The 19879-nt window shown below is 57.9% G+C and carries 18 protein-coding genes; 1 reads left to right on the top strand and 17 read right to left on the bottom strand.

Features of this window, described 5'->3' with window-relative positions:
• Positions 1-6: 6 nt before the first annotated feature.
• The 15 genes from EYQ49_07145 to EYQ49_07075 all read right to left on the bottom strand — a co-directional run bounded on the left by EYQ49_07145 (position 7) and on the right by EYQ49_07075 (position 16712).
• Positions 7-1170, bottom strand: coding sequence for a GuaB3 family IMP dehydrogenase-related protein (locus EYQ49_07145; GenBank protein ID HIG25647.1), 1164 nt, complete (start codon positions 1168-1170; stop codon positions 7-9).
• Between the two features lie 77 nt (positions 1171-1247).
• Entirely contained in the window at positions 1248-2639 is a 1392-nt protein-coding gene (locus EYQ49_07140; GenBank protein ID HIG25646.1) for an aspartate aminotransferase family protein, read from the bottom strand.
• A gap of 196 nt (positions 2640-2835) precedes the next feature.
• Positions 2836-3525, bottom strand: a complete 690-nt coding sequence (locus tag EYQ49_07135) for a CoA pyrophosphatase (GenBank protein ID HIG25645.1) — start codon at positions 3523-3525, stop codon at positions 2836-2838.
• Positions 3522-3794, bottom strand: coding sequence for a hypothetical protein (locus tag EYQ49_07130; protein HIG25644.1), 273 nt, complete (start codon positions 3792-3794; stop codon positions 3522-3524). The genes EYQ49_07135 and EYQ49_07130 overlap by 4 nt, the downstream gene beginning before the upstream one ends.
• A 79-nt stretch (positions 3795-3873) precedes the next feature.
• Positions 3874-5517 carry a chaperonin GroEL gene (groL, locus tag EYQ49_07125; GenBank protein HIG25643.1) on the bottom strand — a complete coding sequence of 548 codons (1644 nt, stop codon included), beginning with the start codon at positions 5515-5517 and terminating at the stop codon, positions 3874-3876.
• An 8-nt stretch (positions 5518-5525) separates the two neighbouring features.
• On the bottom strand, positions 5526-5816 hold the full coding sequence (locus tag EYQ49_07120; GenBank protein ID HIG25642.1) for a co-chaperone GroES: 291 nt from the start codon (positions 5814-5816) through the stop codon (positions 5526-5528).
• A gap of 134 nt (positions 5817-5950) precedes the next feature.
• On the bottom strand, positions 5951-6982 hold the full coding sequence (tsaD, locus tag EYQ49_07115; GenBank protein HIG25641.1) for a tRNA (adenosine(37)-N6)-threonylcarbamoyltransferase complex transferase subunit TsaD: 1032 nt from the start codon (positions 6980-6982) through the stop codon (positions 5951-5953).
• The gene (rimI, locus tag EYQ49_07110; GenBank protein ID HIG25640.1) at positions 6975-7493 is read right to left on the bottom strand and encodes a ribosomal-protein-alanine N-acetyltransferase; all 519 of its coding nucleotides are present in this window, start codon (positions 7491-7493) and stop codon (positions 6975-6977) included. The genes tsaD and rimI overlap by 8 nt, the downstream gene beginning before the upstream one ends.
• Positions 7490-8191: a tRNA (adenosine(37)-N6)-threonylcarbamoyltransferase complex dimerization subunit type 1 TsaB gene (gene tsaB, locus EYQ49_07105; GenBank protein ID HIG25639.1), complete on the bottom strand. Its 702-nt coding sequence runs from the start codon at positions 8189-8191 to the stop codon at positions 7490-7492. Before tsaB ends, rimI begins: the two co-directional genes overlap by 4 nt.
• Positions 8185-8670: a tRNA (adenosine(37)-N6)-threonylcarbamoyltransferase complex ATPase subunit type 1 TsaE gene (tsaE, locus tag EYQ49_07100; protein ID HIG25638.1), complete on the bottom strand. Its 486-nt coding sequence runs from the start codon at positions 8668-8670 to the stop codon at positions 8185-8187. The genes tsaB and tsaE overlap by 7 nt, the downstream gene beginning before the upstream one ends.
• Positions 8664-9227 (bottom strand): uracil-DNA glycosylase, encoded by a 564-nt coding sequence (locus tag EYQ49_07095; protein ID HIG25637.1) that lies wholly within the window; start codon positions 9225-9227, stop codon positions 8664-8666. Before EYQ49_07095 ends, tsaE begins: the two co-directional genes overlap by 7 nt.
• A gap of 24 nt (positions 9228-9251) precedes the next feature.
• A complete protein-coding gene (locus EYQ49_07090; GenBank protein HIG25636.1) occupies positions 9252-10112 on the bottom strand; it encodes a peptidase S58 family protein in 861 nt (286 codons plus the stop codon).
• On the bottom strand, positions 10109-11221 hold the full coding sequence (locus EYQ49_07085; GenBank protein HIG25635.1) for a DUF3524 domain-containing protein: 1113 nt from the start codon (positions 11219-11221) through the stop codon (positions 10109-10111). The genes EYQ49_07090 and EYQ49_07085 overlap by 4 nt, the downstream gene beginning before the upstream one ends.
• Positions 11218-15474, bottom strand: coding sequence for a DUF3367 domain-containing protein (locus tag EYQ49_07080; protein ID HIG25634.1), 4257 nt, complete (start codon positions 15472-15474; stop codon positions 11218-11220). The genes EYQ49_07085 and EYQ49_07080 overlap by 4 nt, the downstream gene beginning before the upstream one ends.
• Entirely contained in the window at positions 15471-16712 is a 1242-nt protein-coding gene (locus EYQ49_07075) for a glycosyltransferase family 1 protein (GenBank protein ID HIG25633.1), read from the bottom strand. Before EYQ49_07075 ends, EYQ49_07080 begins: the two co-directional genes overlap by 4 nt.
• Here EYQ49_07075 and EYQ49_07070 point away from each other — a divergent pair.
• Positions 16711-17454 (top strand): class I SAM-dependent methyltransferase, encoded by a 744-nt coding sequence (locus EYQ49_07070; protein HIG25632.1) that lies wholly within the window; start codon positions 16711-16713, stop codon positions 17452-17454. The two genes, EYQ49_07075 and EYQ49_07070, sit on opposite strands and share 2 nt — an antisense overlap.
• Here EYQ49_07070 and alr read toward each other — a convergent pair.
• Both alr and EYQ49_07060 read right to left on the bottom strand, forming a co-directional pair.
• Entirely contained in the window at positions 17435-18544 is a 1110-nt protein-coding gene (gene alr, locus EYQ49_07065) for an alanine racemase (protein ID HIG25631.1), read from the bottom strand. The two genes, EYQ49_07070 and alr, sit on opposite strands and share 20 nt — an antisense overlap.
• A complete protein-coding gene (locus tag EYQ49_07060; GenBank protein ID HIG25630.1) occupies positions 18541-19878 on the bottom strand; it encodes an NAD(P)H-hydrate dehydratase in 1338 nt (445 codons plus the stop codon). Before EYQ49_07060 ends, alr begins: the two co-directional genes overlap by 4 nt.
• Between the last annotated feature and the right edge of the window lies 1 nt (position 19879).

Below are 19879 nucleotides of genomic sequence, written 5' to 3'. Positions count from 1 at the left end.
TTGGGCCTAGTGACCCATACCTACGCCTTGAGCTTTTTGCAGCGACTTGCCTTCGGTTTGCAAAGCGGGAGCCACCATGACTTCGGCTTTTTGAAACTCTTTGATATCGAGGTAACCGCAGGTAGCCATAGAGGTGCGTAGGCCACCAAAGAGGTTGAGTTTCCCGTCGTTTTCGTTGGCTGGGCCCAGCAGTACTTCTTCTAAGGTGCCGCGTACCGCCGTAGTAACCCGGGCGCCACGAGGCAAGGTGGGATGAAAGGTGGCCATACCCCAGTGGTGGCCGCGTCCCGGGGCTTCCGCAGCGGCCGCTAATGGTGAGCCGATCATTACCGCATCGGCGCCACACACGATGGCTTTAGAAATGTCTCCGCCGGTAGCCATGCCGCCGTCGGCGATGACCTGGCAGTAGACGCCGGTTTCGTCGAGGTGGCGCATCCGGGCGGCGCGCACATCAGCAATGGCCGTGGCTTGGGGCACGCCTAAGCCCAACACGCCGCGGGTGGTACAAGCATGGCCGGGGCCTACCCCTACCAAAATGCCGGCGGCGCCGGTGCGCATGAGGTGCAAAGCGGCACGGTAGGTGGCGCAGCCTCCCACGATGACCGGCATATCGAGTTTGCGAATAAACGTTTTGAGGTTCAAAGGTTCCACGGTGCTCGATACGTGTTCGGCAGAAACCACGGTGCCTTGAATAACCAGCATGTCTAGGTCGCCTTCTAAAATGGCGGGCAGCAATGCTTCGGTGCGTTGAGGGGTTACCGAGGCGCAGGAAACCACCCCAGCGGCCTTTATTTCGGCAATGCGTTGGGACACTAACTCGAGCTTCAGCGGCTCTTGGTAAAGCTCTTGCATGCGGCGGGTGGCTTTTTCTACCGGCAGTTCGGCGATTTCGGCCAACACGGCGTCGGCATCTTGGTAACGGCACCACAGCCCTTCGAGGTTTAATACTCCGACGCCACCCAAGCGACCAACTTCAATGGCCGTTGCGGGGCTAACTACTCCGTCCATGGCCGAGGCCATGAGGGGCAGGTCAAATTGGTAGGCGTCTATCTTCCAAGAAATGTCTACATCTTCTGGGTCGCGGGTGCGTCGGCTGGGCACGATGGCGATGTCGTCAAACCCGTAGGCTCGGCGACCACTCTTGCCCATGCCGATTTCGATCTCTGCCATGGGTACAAACCCCTTTTTAGTGAGTAGAAGCGCTGAGTTTACCGTGCTATTTCTCTTCTTAGGGGGACACTAAAGACTTAAGAAGAAAGTTGCTCTGCGATGAGGTCCATTAGGTGCTGAACGTGGCTTTGGGTGGTCTGGGTGGCTCCCACGGCGACCCGCAGGGTGTAATGGTCATTGAGTTTGGTGTGGGTCAGCAGCACCTCTCCGGTGGCGTTGAGGGCTTGGAGAAGATCTTCTGAGGCTTGGTCTCCATCAAGATGGCGAAAACACACTAGGGCCAAGGTAGGTGGGGCAACTAATTCCAGCTTCGGGTGTTGGGCCACTTGTCGGGCTAAGTCTTGGGCAGCGTCTACGTGGCGACGAATGTGCGCTTGCAGGCCTTCTACCCCGTAACTGCGCAGCACAAACCATAGTTTTAGCGACCGGAAGCGACGGCCAAGTGGCACTTGCCAGTCTCGGTAGTCAATGACGGCACCGGCCTCGCTGGCTGGGTTGCGCAGGTATTCGGGCACGATAGATAGCGCTTCGGTGAGCGGCCCAGCGTCGGCGACCCAAAACAGCGAGCAGTCAAAGTTGGTGAGCAACCATTTGTGCGGGTTAAAGACATAACTGTCGGCTTGGTCAAGGCCGGTGAAGATCTCACGGTATTCGGGGCATACGCCGGCCGATCCGGCCCAGGCGGCGTCTACGTGCAGCCAGGCCCCGGCGGCCTTGGCTAGGGGGGCTATTTTTGGCAAGGGGTCAACCGCTCCCGACGAGGTGGTGCCCACGGTGGCCATGACAAAAAATGGCACCAGTCCGTCGGATTGATCTTGAGCTATGGCGGCCGACAAGGCTTGGGGGTTCATGGCAAAGTTTTCGTCGGTGTCGATGAGCCGCAGTTGGTCGGCGGCTAAGCCAGCCACTAGGCAGCCTTTTTCGGCCGAAGAGTGTGCTTGGGCCGAGGTATAGGCCCTTAAGTTTGGGAGTGCCGCCGCGCCGCCGGCTCGATGGCGGGCCGCCAAAATGGCGCACAGGGTGGCCGAGGAGGCGGAGTCTTGAATAACCCCTCCGCCGAGGCCGGTGCTTAAAAAACTTTCGGGTAGCCCGCACAGGTCAACCATCCAGTCCAGTAGGTGGGTTTCGAGTTCGGTGATGGCCGGGCCGGTGGACCACAGCATGCCTTGCACGCCGAGACCGGCCGAAAGCAGTTCGCCGAGAACGGCCGGGGGCGAGGAGTTAGCGGGGAAGTAGCCGTAGAACCCGGGGTGCTGCCACTGGGTCAGGTGAGGGGTGATGATGCGATCCATGTCGGCCAGCAGGTCGGCGAAAGGCTCGCCGGTTTGCGGAGCAGTGGCCGGCAAGGCGGCCCGCACGTCACCGGGTTGCGTGGGCGGGGTTACCGGGCGCTGGTCCACTCCTTCCATGTGGTCAACCAACCAGTCGATGGCCGCATAGCCCGCTTGCCGAAACTCTTCGGGGGTCATGTGCGGCGGCGTTTCCAGCGATTCGGTCATGGGCCAATCCTAAGCCCATACCGCAAAAGGCCACAATTTTTTCCCTGCTCGCATCGAACCCACCTTGCCAGTCATCTTTAGTCTCATATCTTGCCTTTGTCCGCGACCATCAAAAGCGTTGCCAAACAATTCTGCACTCCTCCATACGGTTGCTGGACTAATTTGATCAGTGCAAACTAAGGCCGAGCCCGAGAGTAAGAAGTTGCCGCAAGAGGGTGCCGGTGACGCCCCAAATGGTGTCGCCGGGGAGTTCGAAAAAAGTGATAGCTATTTCTTGACCATCTCGTTGCCAGTGTTCTTCACGCCACACCTCATCGCTAAGCAACTCGGCTAAAGCCACGTGGCGAATGGTTTCCACCTCCGCCGGGTTGGCCACTAGGGTCGGGCGTTCTGGCAAGACGGCCACAAAGGGGTGGATCAAACTGGGTCGGCCGATGGTGGTCATTGGTGGCAGTTCCCCCACCAAGCGAGGCAAAATCGGGTCTAAAGCCACCTCCTCATGGGCCTCTCGGCAAGCAGTGACCCACAGGTCAGCATCTTCGACATCTTGGCGACCCCCGGGAAAGCTCACCTGATGCGGGTGCGATGCCATATCGGGTGACCGACGGGTTAACACCACATGGGCCTCGCCTTGCTCTTCGTATAAGGCCACCAACACCCCGGCCGGGCGGTGATCAACCACGGGAAGGTCGGGCACCACAAAGTCCTCTTGGCCCGCTAGGGCATCCACCACTTGGCTTAAAGACAGCGACCGGTCAACTAAATGCGCCCAAGGGGCCGGGCCACCCAAACGCCACTGTGCAGGGCGGGGGATTATTTGCGGGCCGCCTCGCGGTTGTGCAGGGCGAAAGCTCACGAAGCGACAAGGGCCTCAAGTTGTTTGCGTAGACCGCCCTCGGCCAAAGCAGCAGTTACTTCATCCGGCAGCGCCGTGCCTTTTTCCCACTTGTCCCACCAGTCAGCGAGCCCTTGAGCTGATTCACCCAAAGCATCAAGCACCTCCGGCAGGCGGCCGGTTTTCAAATTGGCCAACATGCGGCCGGGCAGCGTTTCGCCGCGAGACCATTCATCAAATTGGCCGAGGAGTCTTTGTGGGTCAGGGGCGGGGTGATCGGTGAAATCCATAGTTGCAGGGTACCGCCCCCATGAAACGACGAGAGCCGGGCCCGAAGGCCCGGCTCATCGCACATTCCCTAAGGAATGGTTACATCATGCCACCCATGCCACCCATGGGGTCCATGCCGCCACCAGGAGGCATAGCGCCCGCTGGTTCAGGCTTGTCGGCAACGGCAACCTCGGTGGTCAGCAACAACGCAGCAATAGAAGCAGCGTTTTGTAAACCAGCGCGGGTCACCTTGGCCGGGTCAATGACACCAGCCTTGATGAGGTCAACCATTTCACCGGTTGCTGCGTTCAGGCCGGTGGAGCCCGAAGCGTTTTCAATCTCGCGTACCATCACGGCGCCTTCAAGACCAGCGTTGTCGGCGATAAGCCGGGCTGGAGCTTCCAAAGCTGCGTAAATAATGCGAGCGCCGGTAGCTTCGTCGCCAGAAAGCGAGTCCACAACTTCGGTCACTGATGCACGAGAGCGCAACAGAGCGGTACCGCCGCCTGCTACTACGCCTTCTTCAATAGCAGCCCGAGTGGCAGAAAGAGCATCTTCAATACGGTGCTTCTTTTCTTTGAGCTCTACTTCAGTAGCAGCACCAACTTGAACAACGGCTACGCCGCCGGCCAATTTAGCCAAACGTTCTTGAAGCTTTTCACGATCCCAATCGGAATCGGTTTCTTCAATTTCACGCTTGATCTGACCAACACGACCGTTAACGTCGGCGGCGTCGCCGGCGCCTTCGATGATGGTGGTTTCGTCCTTGGTGATGATTACTTTGCGAGCCGTACCCATCATTTCAACGGTGACACCGTCAAGCTTGAGGCCGACTTCTTCCGCAACTACTTGACCACCGGTGAGGATGGCCATGTCTTGCATCATGGACTTGCGTCGTTCACCAAACCCCGGGGCCTTAACCGCAATGGAGTTAAAGGTGCCGCGAATCTTGTTAACCACCAAGGTGGCCAACGCTTCGCCTTCGATGTCTTCTGCCACAATGAGCAAAGGACGGCCCGACTGCATCACTTTTTCCAGCACGGGAAGCAATTCCTGTACCGAAGTGATTTTGCCCGAGTTGAACAAAATGTATGGGTCTTCCAAAACGGCTTCTTGACGCTCTGGGTCGGTGACGAAGTAAGGAGACAGGTAGCCCTTGTCGAACTGCATGCCTTCTACGAAGTCAAGATCCATACCGAAGGTGTTGGATTCTTCAACGGTTACTACGCCGTCTTTACCAACCTTGTCGATGGCGTCAGCAATAACTTGACCGATGGTCTCGTCAGCAGCTGAAATGGAAGCCACGTTGGCGATTTGCTCTTTGGAGTCATCTACCTGAACCGCTTGGTCAGCGATGGAAGCAACGGCAGCTTTCACTGCTTTTTCCATGCCTCGCTTGAGTTCCATTGGGTTGGCGCCGGCCGCTACGTTACGCAGGCCTTCACGAACCAATGCTTGAGCCAAAACGGTAGCGGTGGTAGTTCCGTCACCAGCAACATCGTTGGTTTTGGTAGCTACCTCTTTAACCAACTGCGCACCCATGTTCTCGAAGGGGTCTTCGAGTTCAATTTCGCGAGCAATGGAAACACCATCGTTGGTAATGGTAGGGGCACCGAATTTTTTATCGATAACCACGTTGCGGCCTCGTGGGCCGAGGGTCACTTTTACCGCGTCGGCCAGCTTGTTTACGCCAGCCTCTAGGCCGCGGCGGGCCTCTTCGTCGAACTTAAGGATTTTTGCCATGTGTTTTCCTACTTAACTATGGCCAGCACGTCGCGGGCGTTGAGGATCAAAAGGTCTTGACCAGCGTTGCTGATCTCGGTACCGCCGTACTTGCTGTAGACCACGGTGTCGCCAGCGGCTATTTCCATGGGTACAAGTTCACCGGTTTGTTCGGAGCGTCGACCAGGGCCTACGGCCAAGACCTCGCCCTGTTGGGGCTTTTCTTTTGCGGTGTCGGGGATAACCAAGCCGCTGGCGGTGGTTTCCTCAGACTCGCTGGGACGGACCACAATGCGGTCCTCAAGCGGTTGAAGGTTCATTTAAGGGTTCCTTTTCAAACATGTTCCTTAACCCGGTTGGTTAAAGAACGATTGGCAGTCTCAATGGACGAGTGCTAATGGTACGGACTTGCCCCCTCCGGTTACAACGTCACCGGCCCCGATTTAAGCAAAAATTACGGTAATAAAGGAAGCGCCCAGTTGGGGTTCGCTCCCGTATCCAACGGACTGGGCCCATCGCTTTGCAAACGCCACCAACCAGCAGCGGCCACCATGGCCGCATTATCGGTACACATAGCTCGGCTAGGCAAGAAAGCGCGCACCCCAGTTTCCATACAAACATCTAAAAAACGCTCCCGGAGACGCGAGTTGGCGGCCACCCCACCACCCAAACACAGACCCTTAGCCCCGGTGGCTTCCACGGCCCAACGAGCCTTGGTCACCAAAGCATCAACCACTGCTTCTTGAAACGAAGCCGCCACATCGGCAGCCGCCACATCAGGTTCGTTACGCACATGGTTAACTACCGCCGTTTTCAACCCGGAAAACGAAAAAGCAAAACGCCGTTCGTCGGGCAAAGTGGCGGGGTTTTCTTGCACCAACGCTCGGGGGTACTTAAAAGCCGAAGCATCCCCTTCCATAGCCAAAGCATCAATAGCCGGGCCACCGGGGTAATCCAAACCCAAGTAACGGGCCACCTTGTCGAAGGCTTCGCCGGCGGCGTCATCCAAGGTGGACCCCAACAAGCGATATTGTCCGTGCCCTTCCATCAAGACCAACATGGTGTGGCCGCCAGAAACCAACAACACCACCAAAGGAAGCTCCAAATCAGGCTCTTCTAAAAAAGCGGCGTACAGGTGCGCTTCAAGATGGTTCACCGAAACAAAGGGGACGTCCCACACCAAAGCCAACGACTTGGCGGCCGTTACCCCCACCAGCAACGAGCCCACCAGGCCCGGGCCGGTCGTAGCGGCCACCGCATCAACCTCTGGCCCCTCTAAACCAGCAGCCAACAGGGCCTCAGCCACCACCGGCACCATCAAATCCACATGAGCTCGGCTGGCCACTTCGGGCACCACCCCTCCAAAACGGGCATGTTGCTCGACTTGGCTGTTGACCACCGATGAACGCACGGTGGCGGCACGCTCCACCACGGCGGCCGCTGTCTCATCGCAAGAAGTTTCGATTCCTAAAATTAAGTCACCCATGGTGCTCTTTCCTTTTTTCTGCAACCGCTACCCGTCCCAAAAACTCTGGCTGTTCAATGTCGTGGACCCACATGATGAGCGCGTCTTCGCCGGTGTCGACGTAATAACCCACCCGCACCCCGGCCGGAGCAAAACCAAACCGTTGGTACAAGCCAATGGCCGCTTCATTGCTGCAACGCACCTCAAGGGTCATTGATTTTAATCCTCGCTCCACCGACGCTCGGCACAGGGCAGCCAAAATCTGTGCCCCAATACCTCGGCGCTGCTGATCAGGATGCACGGCAACCGAGGTCACGTGGCCTTCATCGGCCACCACCATCAGGGCCCCATGGCCCACCAGTTGCCCGTCTCGTTCCGCCACCAAATTGACTCGCGAACCGGCCAAAGAAAGTTGTTGGCGCAAAAAGCTCGGCGACCACGCCGAAGGGTAAACCAGTTCGTCAACAGCCAACGCCGGGCCAATGTCAGCTTCGACCATAGGGCGGAGGCAGCAAGCAGTAGCGGTCATCACGACTGATCACCTCGGGTCACCCAATTAATTTCGGCATCCGGTTGCCGCAAGTACACCGGTTTGAGTTCCCATGATTGAACGAACTCTTCTCGCATGGCTCGGGCATGAGCCAACTGCACCAACGAACGAGCACTCGGGCTAGCCAAACCTTGTTCGGCCATTTCTATTTTTTTCACCGAAGCAAAGGTGTCGGCGTAACGTAAAGCGCCGTCGCCCACCAGCAATGAAGGCTCGTCGAGGTCCATGAGTTCGGTGGCCAGTTCCTCTGGCGTGCACACTTGGGCTTCACGAACCCGTTGGACACCCCCCGGGACCTTACGGAACAGAGCGGTAAACAGTTCGCCGCGGCGCGCATCTAGGGCCGTGACAATAAGCCGGTTGGTCCAACGAGCCGGAAAAGCCAAAAGGTCCAGGCTGCACACCCCAATCATGGGCACCCCCAAAGCATGCGCCAAAGACACCCCGGCGGTAATCCCTACCCGCAACCCGGTGTAAAGACCCGGTCCAACATCAACAGCAATGGCTCCCAGGTCAGAAAACTCAATGCCGGCTTGTTTGCGTACAAAATCCATTTGCGGCGTTAACGATTCGGCATGGCGTCGGCCTCGGCCCGTGTGGGCAGACGCCAACACTCCCTCGTGGCCGCCAATGGCACACCCAACTTGCGAACCCGCACTTTCAATACCCAAGATCAACATGAGGCGCCCTCTCCGGTGCATAAATTCGCCAACGCTTCTGCCCGCTCTTGCCATTCGTTGCCCACAAGGCGAAACGTTACCTGCCGGTCGTCAAGGCCTTGCCCCAGGCTTAAATGCACTTCTAAATACCCGCCCGGTAAAGCTCCAGCGATGGCATCTCCCCACTCGATGAGGGTCACCGATTGGTCATCAACTATCTCCGGCAAAGCGAGGTCACGCACCTCGTCAATATGGGCCAAACGGTAAACATCAAGATGATTAATGATGAGGTCTCCGGCGTACTGGTTGGCCAAAGTAAAAGTAGGTGAGGTAATAGGTTGAGTAACCCCCATGGCTCGGCCGAAACCTTGCGTAAACGCTGTTTTGCCGGCCCCTAGGTCGCCGCACAGTACGATCATGTCGCCGGCTTGAGCCAACCCTGCCAAACCGGCGGCCAACGCTTGGGTTTCTTCCACTCTGCTGGTGTTCACCCTCAACATGGTGCCTCCACCAACTCTTTTATTCGGACAAAATCTTCGCGCATGTGATCTAACACTTTAACCCCACCACGCAGGGCTGCTGCCGGATGAAAGGTCGGCACCAAATGGCGGCCGAGGTACTGGTAGTTTTGGCCCCGCAGTTTGGTGATTCCGGTACGGGTTTCCAGCAACAAACGTGAAGCGAAGTTTCCTAAAGGCACGATCACCGTGGGGTTAATGGCTTCAATTTGGGCCAACAAATAAGGCTGGCAAGCTTCGATTTCTTCTGACTTAGGGTCACGGTTTTCTGGTGGACGGCACTTGACTACGTTGGCGATGTAACAGTCTTGGCGAGACAAACCGAGTTCTTCTTCAATCAAGCGCTGCAAAAGCTTTCCTGAGCGACCAATAAAAGGAACCCCTTCGAGGTCTTCGGTGGCTCCCGGCCCTTCGCCAACAAAAAAGACAGCGGCCTTCGGATTGCCGTCCCCGAAAACCACCTGGGTCCGCGTTCGCGCCAGGTCGCACTTTTTGCATGCAGCCGCTTGTGCGGCAAGAGTTTTTAACGAAGTCGGCACCCACGCAGGATACCGGCCCGGCTCTTAGCAAGCCTGATGCACCGCTTGTTCAACAGCAGCCACTACCAAAGCCCGTACCACGTCTACAGAGTCGGCCTCAACTTTGCCGGTTGCGGCTGCCACCACCGCATCGCCGTCTGAACCCAAGTGCGGCGGAAAGATCGCTCGAGCCAACCCGTCGTGGCCAGATTGAGCCAACAAAAAACAATCCATTTTGCTGAGCACCGCATTGGTGACCACGGTAATCAACGTGGTGTTTTCTTGAAAATGGTCACGCCTCGTTGGCCACGCGGTAAAAGTGCCGTTAGACACCGCAGCAGACTGGGTGCCGTCATCAGGCTGGCCCAAAGCGTTGACCGCCGCCAAAGCTGCCACCATCACCTCGCCTTTTTGAGTTACCCCAAGACCCAGGCCACCGGGTAGCGCTTTGTCACGGCCCGCCCATTTACCCACCGTGGCTCCGGTACCTGCCCCCACCACGCCGGTTAAAAATTCTTCGCTGGCTGACTCAACAGCCGCCCGGCCCTGCTCTGGCCCCGGGCGTACCCCAGGTTCCCCGGCCAGCAAGTCAAACAACCCCATACCCACCACGATGGGTATAGGTCCTGCTCCGGTAGGGAACCCCACGCCTTGTTCTTCTAAAAAACCCACCACCCCATCGGCGGCCGCTAAACCAAAAACCGACCCCCCGGTCATCAATACGGCATTTACTTGCGTTACCTGTCGCTCCGGGGCCAACAAAGAAAAATCTCGAGTGGCCGGAGCACCGCCCCGTACCTCGCCCGAAGCCACCGTGCCTTCGGGCAACAAAACCACCGTGCAACCGGTGCGCGCCACCTGATCATCCCAGTGCCCGACTTTTACTCCATCAATGGGGAACCTCATGAGCCTTGACCGTAGCGGGTCAACAGGTCATCTATTTGGCTGTCGTAGTCGGCAGCTACCGAAACCCACGAGAACCGGCGCATTTCAAAAGCCAAGCCCTCAGATTTTTGGTGCCAACTTGAAAAATCGCTCAACACCAAACGCAGCCGGTCAACCAACTGGCCGGGAGGGTAAAGCGCGGCCTCATGCCACTCCTTGGGAATCAACTCGGGGTAACTCTGATGAGCCGGCAGCACCGGCACTGCCCCCGCCGCTAATGCTTCCACTACGGCAATGCCAAAAAATTCGTGATGCGCCGCACTGATCACCACAGCGGCTTGCCCCAACAAATGCACATACTCTTCTCGAGGTAAAAACCCGTAGGCCGCCACCCGGTCGGCCAATTTCTCTTTCGCCTCCTCAATCTCTCGAGGGTTTTCTCGCACGTTTTCTCCCACCAAAGCCACCGAGAAACTTGCGCCTTCTTCAGCCAAGGCCACCAAGGCATCCATCACCTCGTGGGGGTTCTTGTCGTAGTCCCAACGCTGGTTCCATAACACCAACGGCGGGTCGTTGGGTTGGTCTGCTACAGGAACATCCCCCAACTCCACCCCCACCGGCATGACCCGGCTCTTTGCTTTTGCTGCAGCCAGCAAAGCGTGGTGCGGCTGGTCGGGAGCCCGGTCGAGCAAGGCCGGCAAAGCCGCCCACCAAGACTGTTGATGAAACGCTGAGTTAAACCACACTTGGTCAGCGGCCACCACCGAACGCCAATTAGCCAACGGGAACTCGTCGTTCGCTTTCTGTTGCGGACTCAAGGGGTAACCCAACTGGTTTTCGTGCATATACAAAACCACCGGAGGGTCGCCCAAAAACCGGCGGGTTAAACCCAGCCAGGCCGAGAGATCCACCATGGAAGAAACCAACACCAGATCAGGTTGGCCAAACTGCTCAACCGCCTTCTGGGTTGCTTCAGCCAGCGTGACCGATCCGCCACGAAAACGCCAACGCCAAAAACTCCCCGGGTGACTAATAACGACCACCTCATGCTGAGAATGCTGAGCGAAACCTTGTGCCCAAGCCGCATGAGATCCCCCGCAAAAAGGCTCCACTAAAAATACCCGACTCATAAACAGTCCTTAGCCGTTACTCGCTCAACCAAAGAGCGCACCACCACATCGGCCATCAGCAACAAAACAGCCAACAGACCAAAATGGTGCGCCGATCGACCCCAAGATGGCCAAGCAAACGACGGCTCATACCCCCAACGGATTTGCAAGAAAATAATATAAGCCACCCCACCGCCATAAGCCACGGTCGCCAGAGCCAGCGGAACAAAACGCCACTTCGGGTAACGGGCGCTCAACCAACTAACCAAAGCCACCACCAACCCAACCCAAGGGCGAGAAACCAGCAAAGCCACCAACCCCATACTTAACGCCACCTGCCCTGACGTGGCTTGGCTCAGCATCTTCCGGGATCGAAGGTCTAAAAATTCCGGTACCGCTGCCTTGACGCTAGCCACCGAAAAGCGACGCCCTCGCCAAGCCAAAACAAGACACAACAACACCGCTGCCGCAGAAACCCCTAAACCAAAGTTGACCGACCGTTGAGGCGCCCAGCGAAACTCCACCAAAAGTTCACCAGGTTCACTCGAGTTGACCAGCCAACCGTTAGCGAACCCATCTACCAACTGCGGGGTTCCTAAATCTTCACCGTTTACGCTGGCTGCCCAACCTTCGTTAAAACTTTGCCCCAAAACCAACCAAAAAGACTCGCCGGTTTGGCTTATTTGGGCCGACAACTTAGAGCGCCCTTGGTGGGTAACCGTTACTTGAGCAGACAACTCGCCGGCCGGGTTACTCCACTGCCCAGCGGCAGCGCCACCCACCCCGGAACGCAAAACCACCCGATCAATATTGAACCCGGTAAAGCGCCCATCAACCGTTTGCACTCGAGTGTCGCCCGCCGGAAGCACCAGCGACTGGTCGCAAAACACGGCCAGCAAACCTTGCCCGGCTAAGGCGGTTGTTCGGTCACCGGTTACCCGCAAGCCCACCGGTTGACCGTTTATGGCCATCAGGTCGGTACGGCAACCAGAATCAAAAACATCGGGGACCGGCGGCGCCACCAACGAGGAGATTCCTATTTCGGCTAAAGCCACCGGCATAACCACCTCGCTCCCGGTGTACCAGTTGTCGGTTTCTTTTTCGCTCACCGCCGCGATGGTGACCGTAACGGTACGGCCGGTTAAGGGTTGCGGCAAAACAAGCGGCACCGCTACCACATGGCCCAACGTTTCACCGGGAGCAATGAAAGGAAGGTCAAGGGAAACTTCTTGACCATCAACGGCCACGGTGAGGCGGGTAGGAATACTGTGGTGCGGATCAGCCACCACTAACAGTTCGAGGCCCTCAACGGTGATTTCTTCAGCCACCGTGTAAGACACCCATTGACCGGTTTGTTCAAGAAACTCTGGACTCCAATGAGTCGCCGGGTCGCCGTCAATAGCCGCTAAAGCACGGGCCCGTAAATCGCCAGAAAGGCGATCGCTAGAGCGGGCCGTTACCCCGCCTTGGTCAGCGCTCGGTACCCCCAATATTTCGTCAAGCATCTGGTCGGGCGCCCAGTCAGCCAACCGCACCGTGGCCTCCCCCCACCAAGACCGCTCCGATGGAAGGTCCAACACCCGGTCAATAATGCGTTCCGGGTCGGGGCGCACCGGTTCGGCCGGGTTGGTGCGGTGCCGGGACAACACCACAACTACATCATGGTCCACGTCGTTGGCAGCCGACAGCACCTCGGTAGGCACCCGCAGCACCTCATCAACCACCAGTCCTAAATCAATTTCGGCAAAGCCGGCGGGCCCCGGCGGCCCAAGTCCATCAACAAAAGCAAACGAAGCCGTTTGCATCGAACGCTCCCCAATGATCACCGTTTGGCCGCCCAAAACATATGAGCGGGCATCAAGTTCAACCAAAAACTCTGGTTCGCCGTCAAGAACCACCGACAAGGTGCGCACCCGACGATCTTGTGGCCCCACCAAAGGTTGGGTAAAGGTGATCTCGCTAAGGGTTACCGGAGCCGACAACGACAACACCAACTCTGGCGTCACCGCTTCGCCGTATTCCTCAATACGCCACGAGGTCAACGGGTCGCCATCAAAAGCATTAACCGGACGAAACTCCGGATTCAAAAAAACTCGGTTGCCGTAACCGGTGGCCTCCACCGAAGCAAAACCTAAATCTTGACCCGCCGCGCTCGCTACCCGATACTCGGCATGGGTGGTTGGTGCGCCATCCACGGGGCGTATACGCACATCACTCACATCAGGAAACAACGAAGTAGTTCCCAGCGGTTCGGTGTAGCCCACGTTGGCATTCATGGCGTACCAGCGTTCCGCCCGCTCCCGGTTGGTGTCGGTCACCGCTAAACGATCGGTGGGGCTTAGCGACTCAACCGAAGCGGCGTAACGCACCAAGCCCTGGGCAGGTTCCAACAATCCGGCGGACGCTAAGGCCACCAAACCCTCACCATCTCCCGAGACCACCAAAGAAGAATCCACCGGCCGGGCCCGCACCATCCCTAAAGAATCTTCCACCGCAAAAATAGCTACCGGAGGCGGGTCAACCGCATTGAGGGGTATCCCCAACTCAAGTTCATCAAACATGGGGTGCTCATCACCGGCCACGTTAGGAACCGGCTCACCAAAAGCCCGCGGCACCGCCAACCCCTCCGGTGGATCAACCAACATCGCCCAAAGGGGCCGAGGTCGCGCTGTGCGGTAGCGCTCGTATTCCAAATCGCTTCGGAGCACCACCTCGCCTACCCCCAACAATTGAGCGATCTCTGGCAGCGCCGCTGGTTCAAACCAGCCTTCTTGCAGGCTCCGATCAAAAGCCACCAATAGGTTGGCCCCCGACTGGTCACCGTGAGGCAATAACTCACGAGCCACATAAGGGCGTTCGATAAGCCCCGGCGTAATGGGGTCCAAGGTGTGGCCCCACCGGTAAGAAGCAAAATCCACCCCGGGTATTTCCATAACCCTGCTTTGCCGGTCGCCGGTGTTGAGGTCTGCTGCTGCGTCCTGCCAATAATCTGGGATCTCTTCTCGATGGAACCGCTCGGCGATAAGCGAGCCGTTCCATAGCCCCGGCAGGTTGACCACCACCAAAACCAAAACCAAAATGTTGCTTCCCCAAGCCAAACGAGGAAAACGAACCCACCCTGCTTGCAAAGCAGCAGCCGCAAACACCGCCATGCCCAACACCAGCAAGGGCGCTGCTCGTTGCGTGTTACGCAAACTGAACACTAAGTCCGAAGAACCCGCAGCCCAATTAAAGAACGACCCATAAGGTGACCGGCCGCCATGGCGAAACGAACCCACCGAAATCACTAAACCCACCACAGAAATCAAAGCGAAATAAGCCCGATGCTGCCAGCGCACCAACGCCAAGCCCAAAAGACAAAGACCGGCCAGGCCGAAAGAAACCGTCAACAACCACAGGCGCTCCATGTAGGGGTCCGCTAAACCGGCCAGCCACAGGCCACCCGGGTCGCGGCCATAGAAAAACCAGTAACCCAAGCCCCGCAACACTTCAAAAGAACTGGTGGTGTTGTTGGTAGAGGTCAAAGTTTCGGTAAGCGACAAAATTGGTAGGCCGTGCCAACCTCCAATGGCCAAAGCCACCATCCACCAGAGTTGGGTAGCCAAAGTCAAAATCCCGGCCCGCAAGACCGCTCGCCCCGCCTGGATCTGCGAAATTGCCGGATCCGACCACGCCGCTACCGGAGCCCACAAGACCGCCCCTAGCACCACAAAAAATATTGAACTCCCATTTATTGACCCGGCCACCGTGACCAACAAAGCAAAAATTGCTGGCCAACGCCAACGATCAGTGGCTACCGCGGCGGCCATAGCCAACACCAGCCAAGGAAAAAGAGAAAACGGAAGGAGCAGCGCTGACTGGCCGGTCAGATGGCCCAGCAAAAATGGGCTCAACATGTAGACCATGGCCCCGGTCAAATGGGTGGGGTGATCAGGTGCCACCCGACGCAACAACGCCAGCACCCCAAGGCCCGCCATCACCAAGATCGACCCGTACCACAAGCGCTGGATCAGCCAATCAGCCAACCCCAGGGTTTGCCCCAACCAATAAAAAGGCCCGGCAGGAAACAAGTAACCAATGTTCTGATGGGTCACCGTGCCTAAACCGAAATCCGGGTTCCAAAGTTGCGAGGCGCTGGCCAACAATGCCCCTGCGTCAAGGTGGAGGTACTGCTTGATATCCGCATTGACCACCCCAGGGCGAGTCAGCATCAGCGGCCCATAGGCCACCGCCACCAACACCAGTTCCCGCCACCGGGAGCGCAAGAGCTTCATGATTTCCTGCGTTGCGCATCGTCGCACAATGCGTTGAGGATGACCGCCGCGGTGTGCTCCCAACGAAATTGTTTACTGCGCTCTACCGCCGCATCGGCAAAAGATTGGCGCTGGTTGGTGTCGGTCAGCAAATGCACCAGCGCATCGGCCATGGCCGGACGTCCTTCAACCAAAATCCCAGTTTTTTGTTCCGCCACTGCATCTCGGTGACCGGGGATATCGGTAGCAACTGCCGGTGTGCCACAAGCCGCTGCCTCGGTAACCGTCATATTCCATCCCTCCCGGCGAGAGGGAGCCGCCAGCACCCAAGCTTCTTGATATAACCGGACCTTTTCTTCTTGCGAAACAAAACCCGGCAACCGCAACCATTCCGCAGCACCATGAGCCGCTACTTGTGCCGCTACCGATTGGCGGCCTGGTCCATCCCCAAAAATAGTGGCCGTAAGGTCAGGCACCTGTTGCCGTACCTCAACCAGCACCTCAACCAAACGGTCGAAAGCTTTGGGCGGCATAAACCGACCCCCCGCCACCACGGAAGGGGCTAACGATTTCTGCACAGTTTTGTCTAAACAAAAATCTTCCGCCACCCCTACCGGGCCGACCCTCAACCGGGACCGATCAATTCCCATGCGGATTGAAATCTCTTCGGCCGACGAAGGCGACAAGGTAACCAGCGGGGTCTTGCGATACAGCACCCGCACCCCAAAGCGTTCAATCAAGTACCCCAATTGAGCCAGACCGGGCGGAGCAAGATCGCCCCAGGTCCCCATATGGCAATGGTGAATAACGCCCACCCTTGGGCGATGCGCCCACAAAGGAGAGAGGAAAGGCATGCCCTGAAAAACGTCTACCACCCCGTCGGCTGCCCCGAGTTCCCCCCGCAAAACCCCCAATGCTGCTCCCGGAAAAATCGAAACCCGGCCCCCGGAACGCTGCACCTCAACCCCGTTACGGCGTAATTTTTCTGGGCCCTCAGGTACCGCCGCCGTACGCAAACTCACACCAAGACCCGCTTCTACCCACCGACGGGTCACCTCGGCTAAATGCACCTCGGCTCCACCAGCGTCCGGAGCGTCAAGGTCACGCCAAGCCACCACCGCTACCTGGTGAACGCCCAACTGGCCCGCTCTTTCCACCACCGCAGCGAGCGATGGCGTCTTTTGGTCAAACAAATTAGGCGAGTTCATTGACTCTGGTTTAGCAGTCCCAGCACGGCTTTCCGGTACTCTGGCCATCATGACTTCAACGGAGACTCCCAACGGCGCTGGTATCGCTCGTTTGCGGTTGCTTTGGAAGCTTTTTCGAGACGAGCGCCAAAACCCTGAACCCTTCTATCGAGCCTTAGCCGCCGAGTCTGCCCTTGACCTCAACCAGCGGTACGGGTTGGCGCAAACCAACGTTTTGGACATCGGTTGCGGCCCGGGTTGGTACGCCGAGGCACTGCGTCAACACCAAGCCACCGTGGTCGGTATCGATGGGAGCGTTGAAGCGCTTACCCGAGCCAACCCACCAATTACTGGTTTATCTATTGGCGACGCTACCTGTTTGGCTTTTCCGGATGCTTCGTTTGATGGGGTTTTTTGTTCAAACATGCTTGAACACGTCAGCGACCCCGAAGCAGTTATTGACGAAATGGCCCGAGTGCTTCGGCCGGGCGGTTGGGGCTACCTTTCCTGGACCAATTGGTACTCGCCACACGGCGGACACCACATGAACCCCTACCAATATTTAGGCCCCCGTTGGGGTCCTCGGCTTTATGAGAAGCGCCATGGTCCGCCCCCCGACAACCGATTCGGCAAAGAACTCTTTGCCGTTCACATCGGGCCGACCTTGCGTTTCATGCGCAACCATCCACAGATCAACGTGCACCGGGTGGAGCCGCGCTATTGGCCGTGGGCTCGGCCCATTACCGCCATTCCTTTAGTACGTGAAGTGTTCACTTGGAATTGCCTCGTTCGCTTTACTCGTCAAGATATTTAATCGGCAAGCGCCGCCCGAGTTTTGCCAGCAACTCGTAACTGATGGTGCCCAGCACATCGCCCATGTCGCCGGCGGTAATCGTTTCGTTTCCTTGCCTGCCTAACAGCACCACCTGATCACCGACCTTGACCGTCTGGTCGACCTCGACCATTGTTTGGTCCATGGTGATGGCGCCTCGAATCGGGTATCGCCGACCGTTGATAAGTACCTGTCCGGCGTCTCCCCAAGAGCGCATCAACCCATCGGCGTACCCCAAAGGCAAGGTGGCCAATTCGGTAGTTTCTGTAGCCTGCCAGCGCTGCCCGTACGACACCGTTTCGCCGGGCTCAATGCGGTGCCGGTGAGCCACCACGCTGACCAGTGACCCAATCGGCCGCAAGCCCAGTTCGTCCATGCGGGGGCGTAGTTCTGGTGAGGGGTCGGCTCCGTAAAGAGCAATACCGCAACGAACCAGAGAATAATGGGTTTGCGGAAAAGCCATGGTGGCCGCCGAGTTCGCGGCATGAACCAATTGTGGGCGGTGCCCGGCTGTTGTTAAATCTTCAAGTGCCGTGTCGAACCGTTGGTGTTGTCTTTGGGTGAGTGGGCTTTCTGGCTCAGCGGCCATAGCAAAATGAGTAAACGCCCCCTCTAAGAAAAGCCCGCAAGATTGCAAATGTTCCGCGGCGGCTACCGCTTCATCGGCCGGGACCCCTACCCGATGAAGCCCGGTTTCTATTTTCAAATGCACCGGAGCTCCCGGGGCCACGGCAGCGAACGCCTCAATACCTGCCTTGGTGTACACCGTTGGGCGCACCTCAGCCAGCCCAGCCACGGTAGCCATTTCGTCCGGAGCGGGTTCAGAAAGAATCAACAGTGGGGCGGTGATGCCGGCGGCGCGGAGTTCCACCGCTTCGTCAGTGAGGGCCACCGCTAACCAGTCGGCGCCGGCCTCCAGCACCGTTTGAGCGATGGTCACCGCTCCGTGCCCATAAGCGTCCGCTTTGAGGACCGCACAAAAGAGAGACCCCGGCGCTAAACCCCGCAGCACCTCAACGTTGTGGCGGAGATCGCTTAACGAAACCTGAAAGTTTGTGGGCCGCTTGGTCATGCGTCGACCCCTAAGCGACTGAGAACTGCCGGCAAATGTGCGTCGAGGTCCCCAGCCACCACCCCGGTATTGGGCAAGGCATCAAGCAAAGCACCGTGGACCAGTACTCCCCCAACTGCGGCGGCCCAAGGCTGCGCTCCGCGGGCTAAAAAACCGCCAATAATGCCCGAAAGCACATCGCCGGTTCCTGCCGTAGCCAATCGTTGATCGCCAGACCGCACCAAATACGTTGCGCCGGTGGTATCGGCAATAACCGTGGTGGGGCCTTTGAGCAACACCACGGATTCGTATTGTTGGGCCAAGGTACGGGCCGCTTTTAAACGATCGGAGACCGGGGGTTGGCCGGTCAACATGCGGTATTCGCCGTCGTGGGGAGTCATCACCAAAGGAACATTACGCAACACCGGGCGGTCAGCAAGAACCAAAGCACGCAAACCATCCCCGTCGACCACCATTGGTTGGTCGGCTTGTTTTATCCAGCGCTGTACGGCGTGGCTGGTTTCTTCGCTCGGGCCCAAGCCGGGGCCCAAAACTAAGGCAGCAAAACGCTCATGGTCTTCAAGCGGGTCAGCAAGATTTAACGGAGATACCACAACCTCTAACGGGGCCGGAGGGTTTGTTTCCCCCGGCACGCTGAGCCGTACGTAGCCGGCTCCTGACCTTTGAGCAGCCCGGGCGGCCAGATAAGCCGCCCCTTCCATGCCCTGGTGGCCAGCAATGACCCAACAGGCGCTTTGCCACTTGTGGGCGTCTGAAGGGCGAGACGGGATAAGCCCCGCCACGTCGTCTACCTGAGCAAACCAACAGTTTGCCCAAGACACATCAAGCCCTATATCGGCCACCACAAGGTCGCCGCACAAGGCGGGGCCTTGCCCTAAAAAATGCCCTGGTTTGGCGGCGGCAAAGGTGATGGTGCATTGCGCCGGGGTCGGCTTCCCTAAGGTTTCACCGGTCAGCCCGTCGAGGCCTGAAGGCAAATCCACGGCCAGTACCGGTGCATCGGTGGTCGGCCCTTGGTGCGGGCGGCGAAGACCGGTTCCAAAAGCAGCATCAATAACCAATGCAAAACCAGAAACCTGTGAAGGTACTAAGTGCGCTTCGGTCACCGTGACGTTTTGACCATCGGCCGTGAGGTGCCGGGCCGCTACTCGCCCATCGGCACCGTTGGCCCCCGGCCCCACCATGACCATTACCTGGTGGGCCTGGCCGGCCGGCAGCATTTTTCTTGCTTGTTGCGCTACTGCGGCACCGGCTCGTTCAATAAGTTCTTCTTGAGTCTCTTGGGCGGCCGCATCAATGGCCACCATTTCTTGCGGAGTAACAACCGTGATCAAA

The organism is Acidimicrobiia bacterium (assembly GCA_012959995.1).
GTDB lineage: Bacteria > Actinomycetota > Acidimicrobiia > Acidimicrobiales > MedAcidi-G1 > MedAcidi-G2B.
This window is presented reverse-complemented; position numbering and strand designations above follow the sequence as displayed.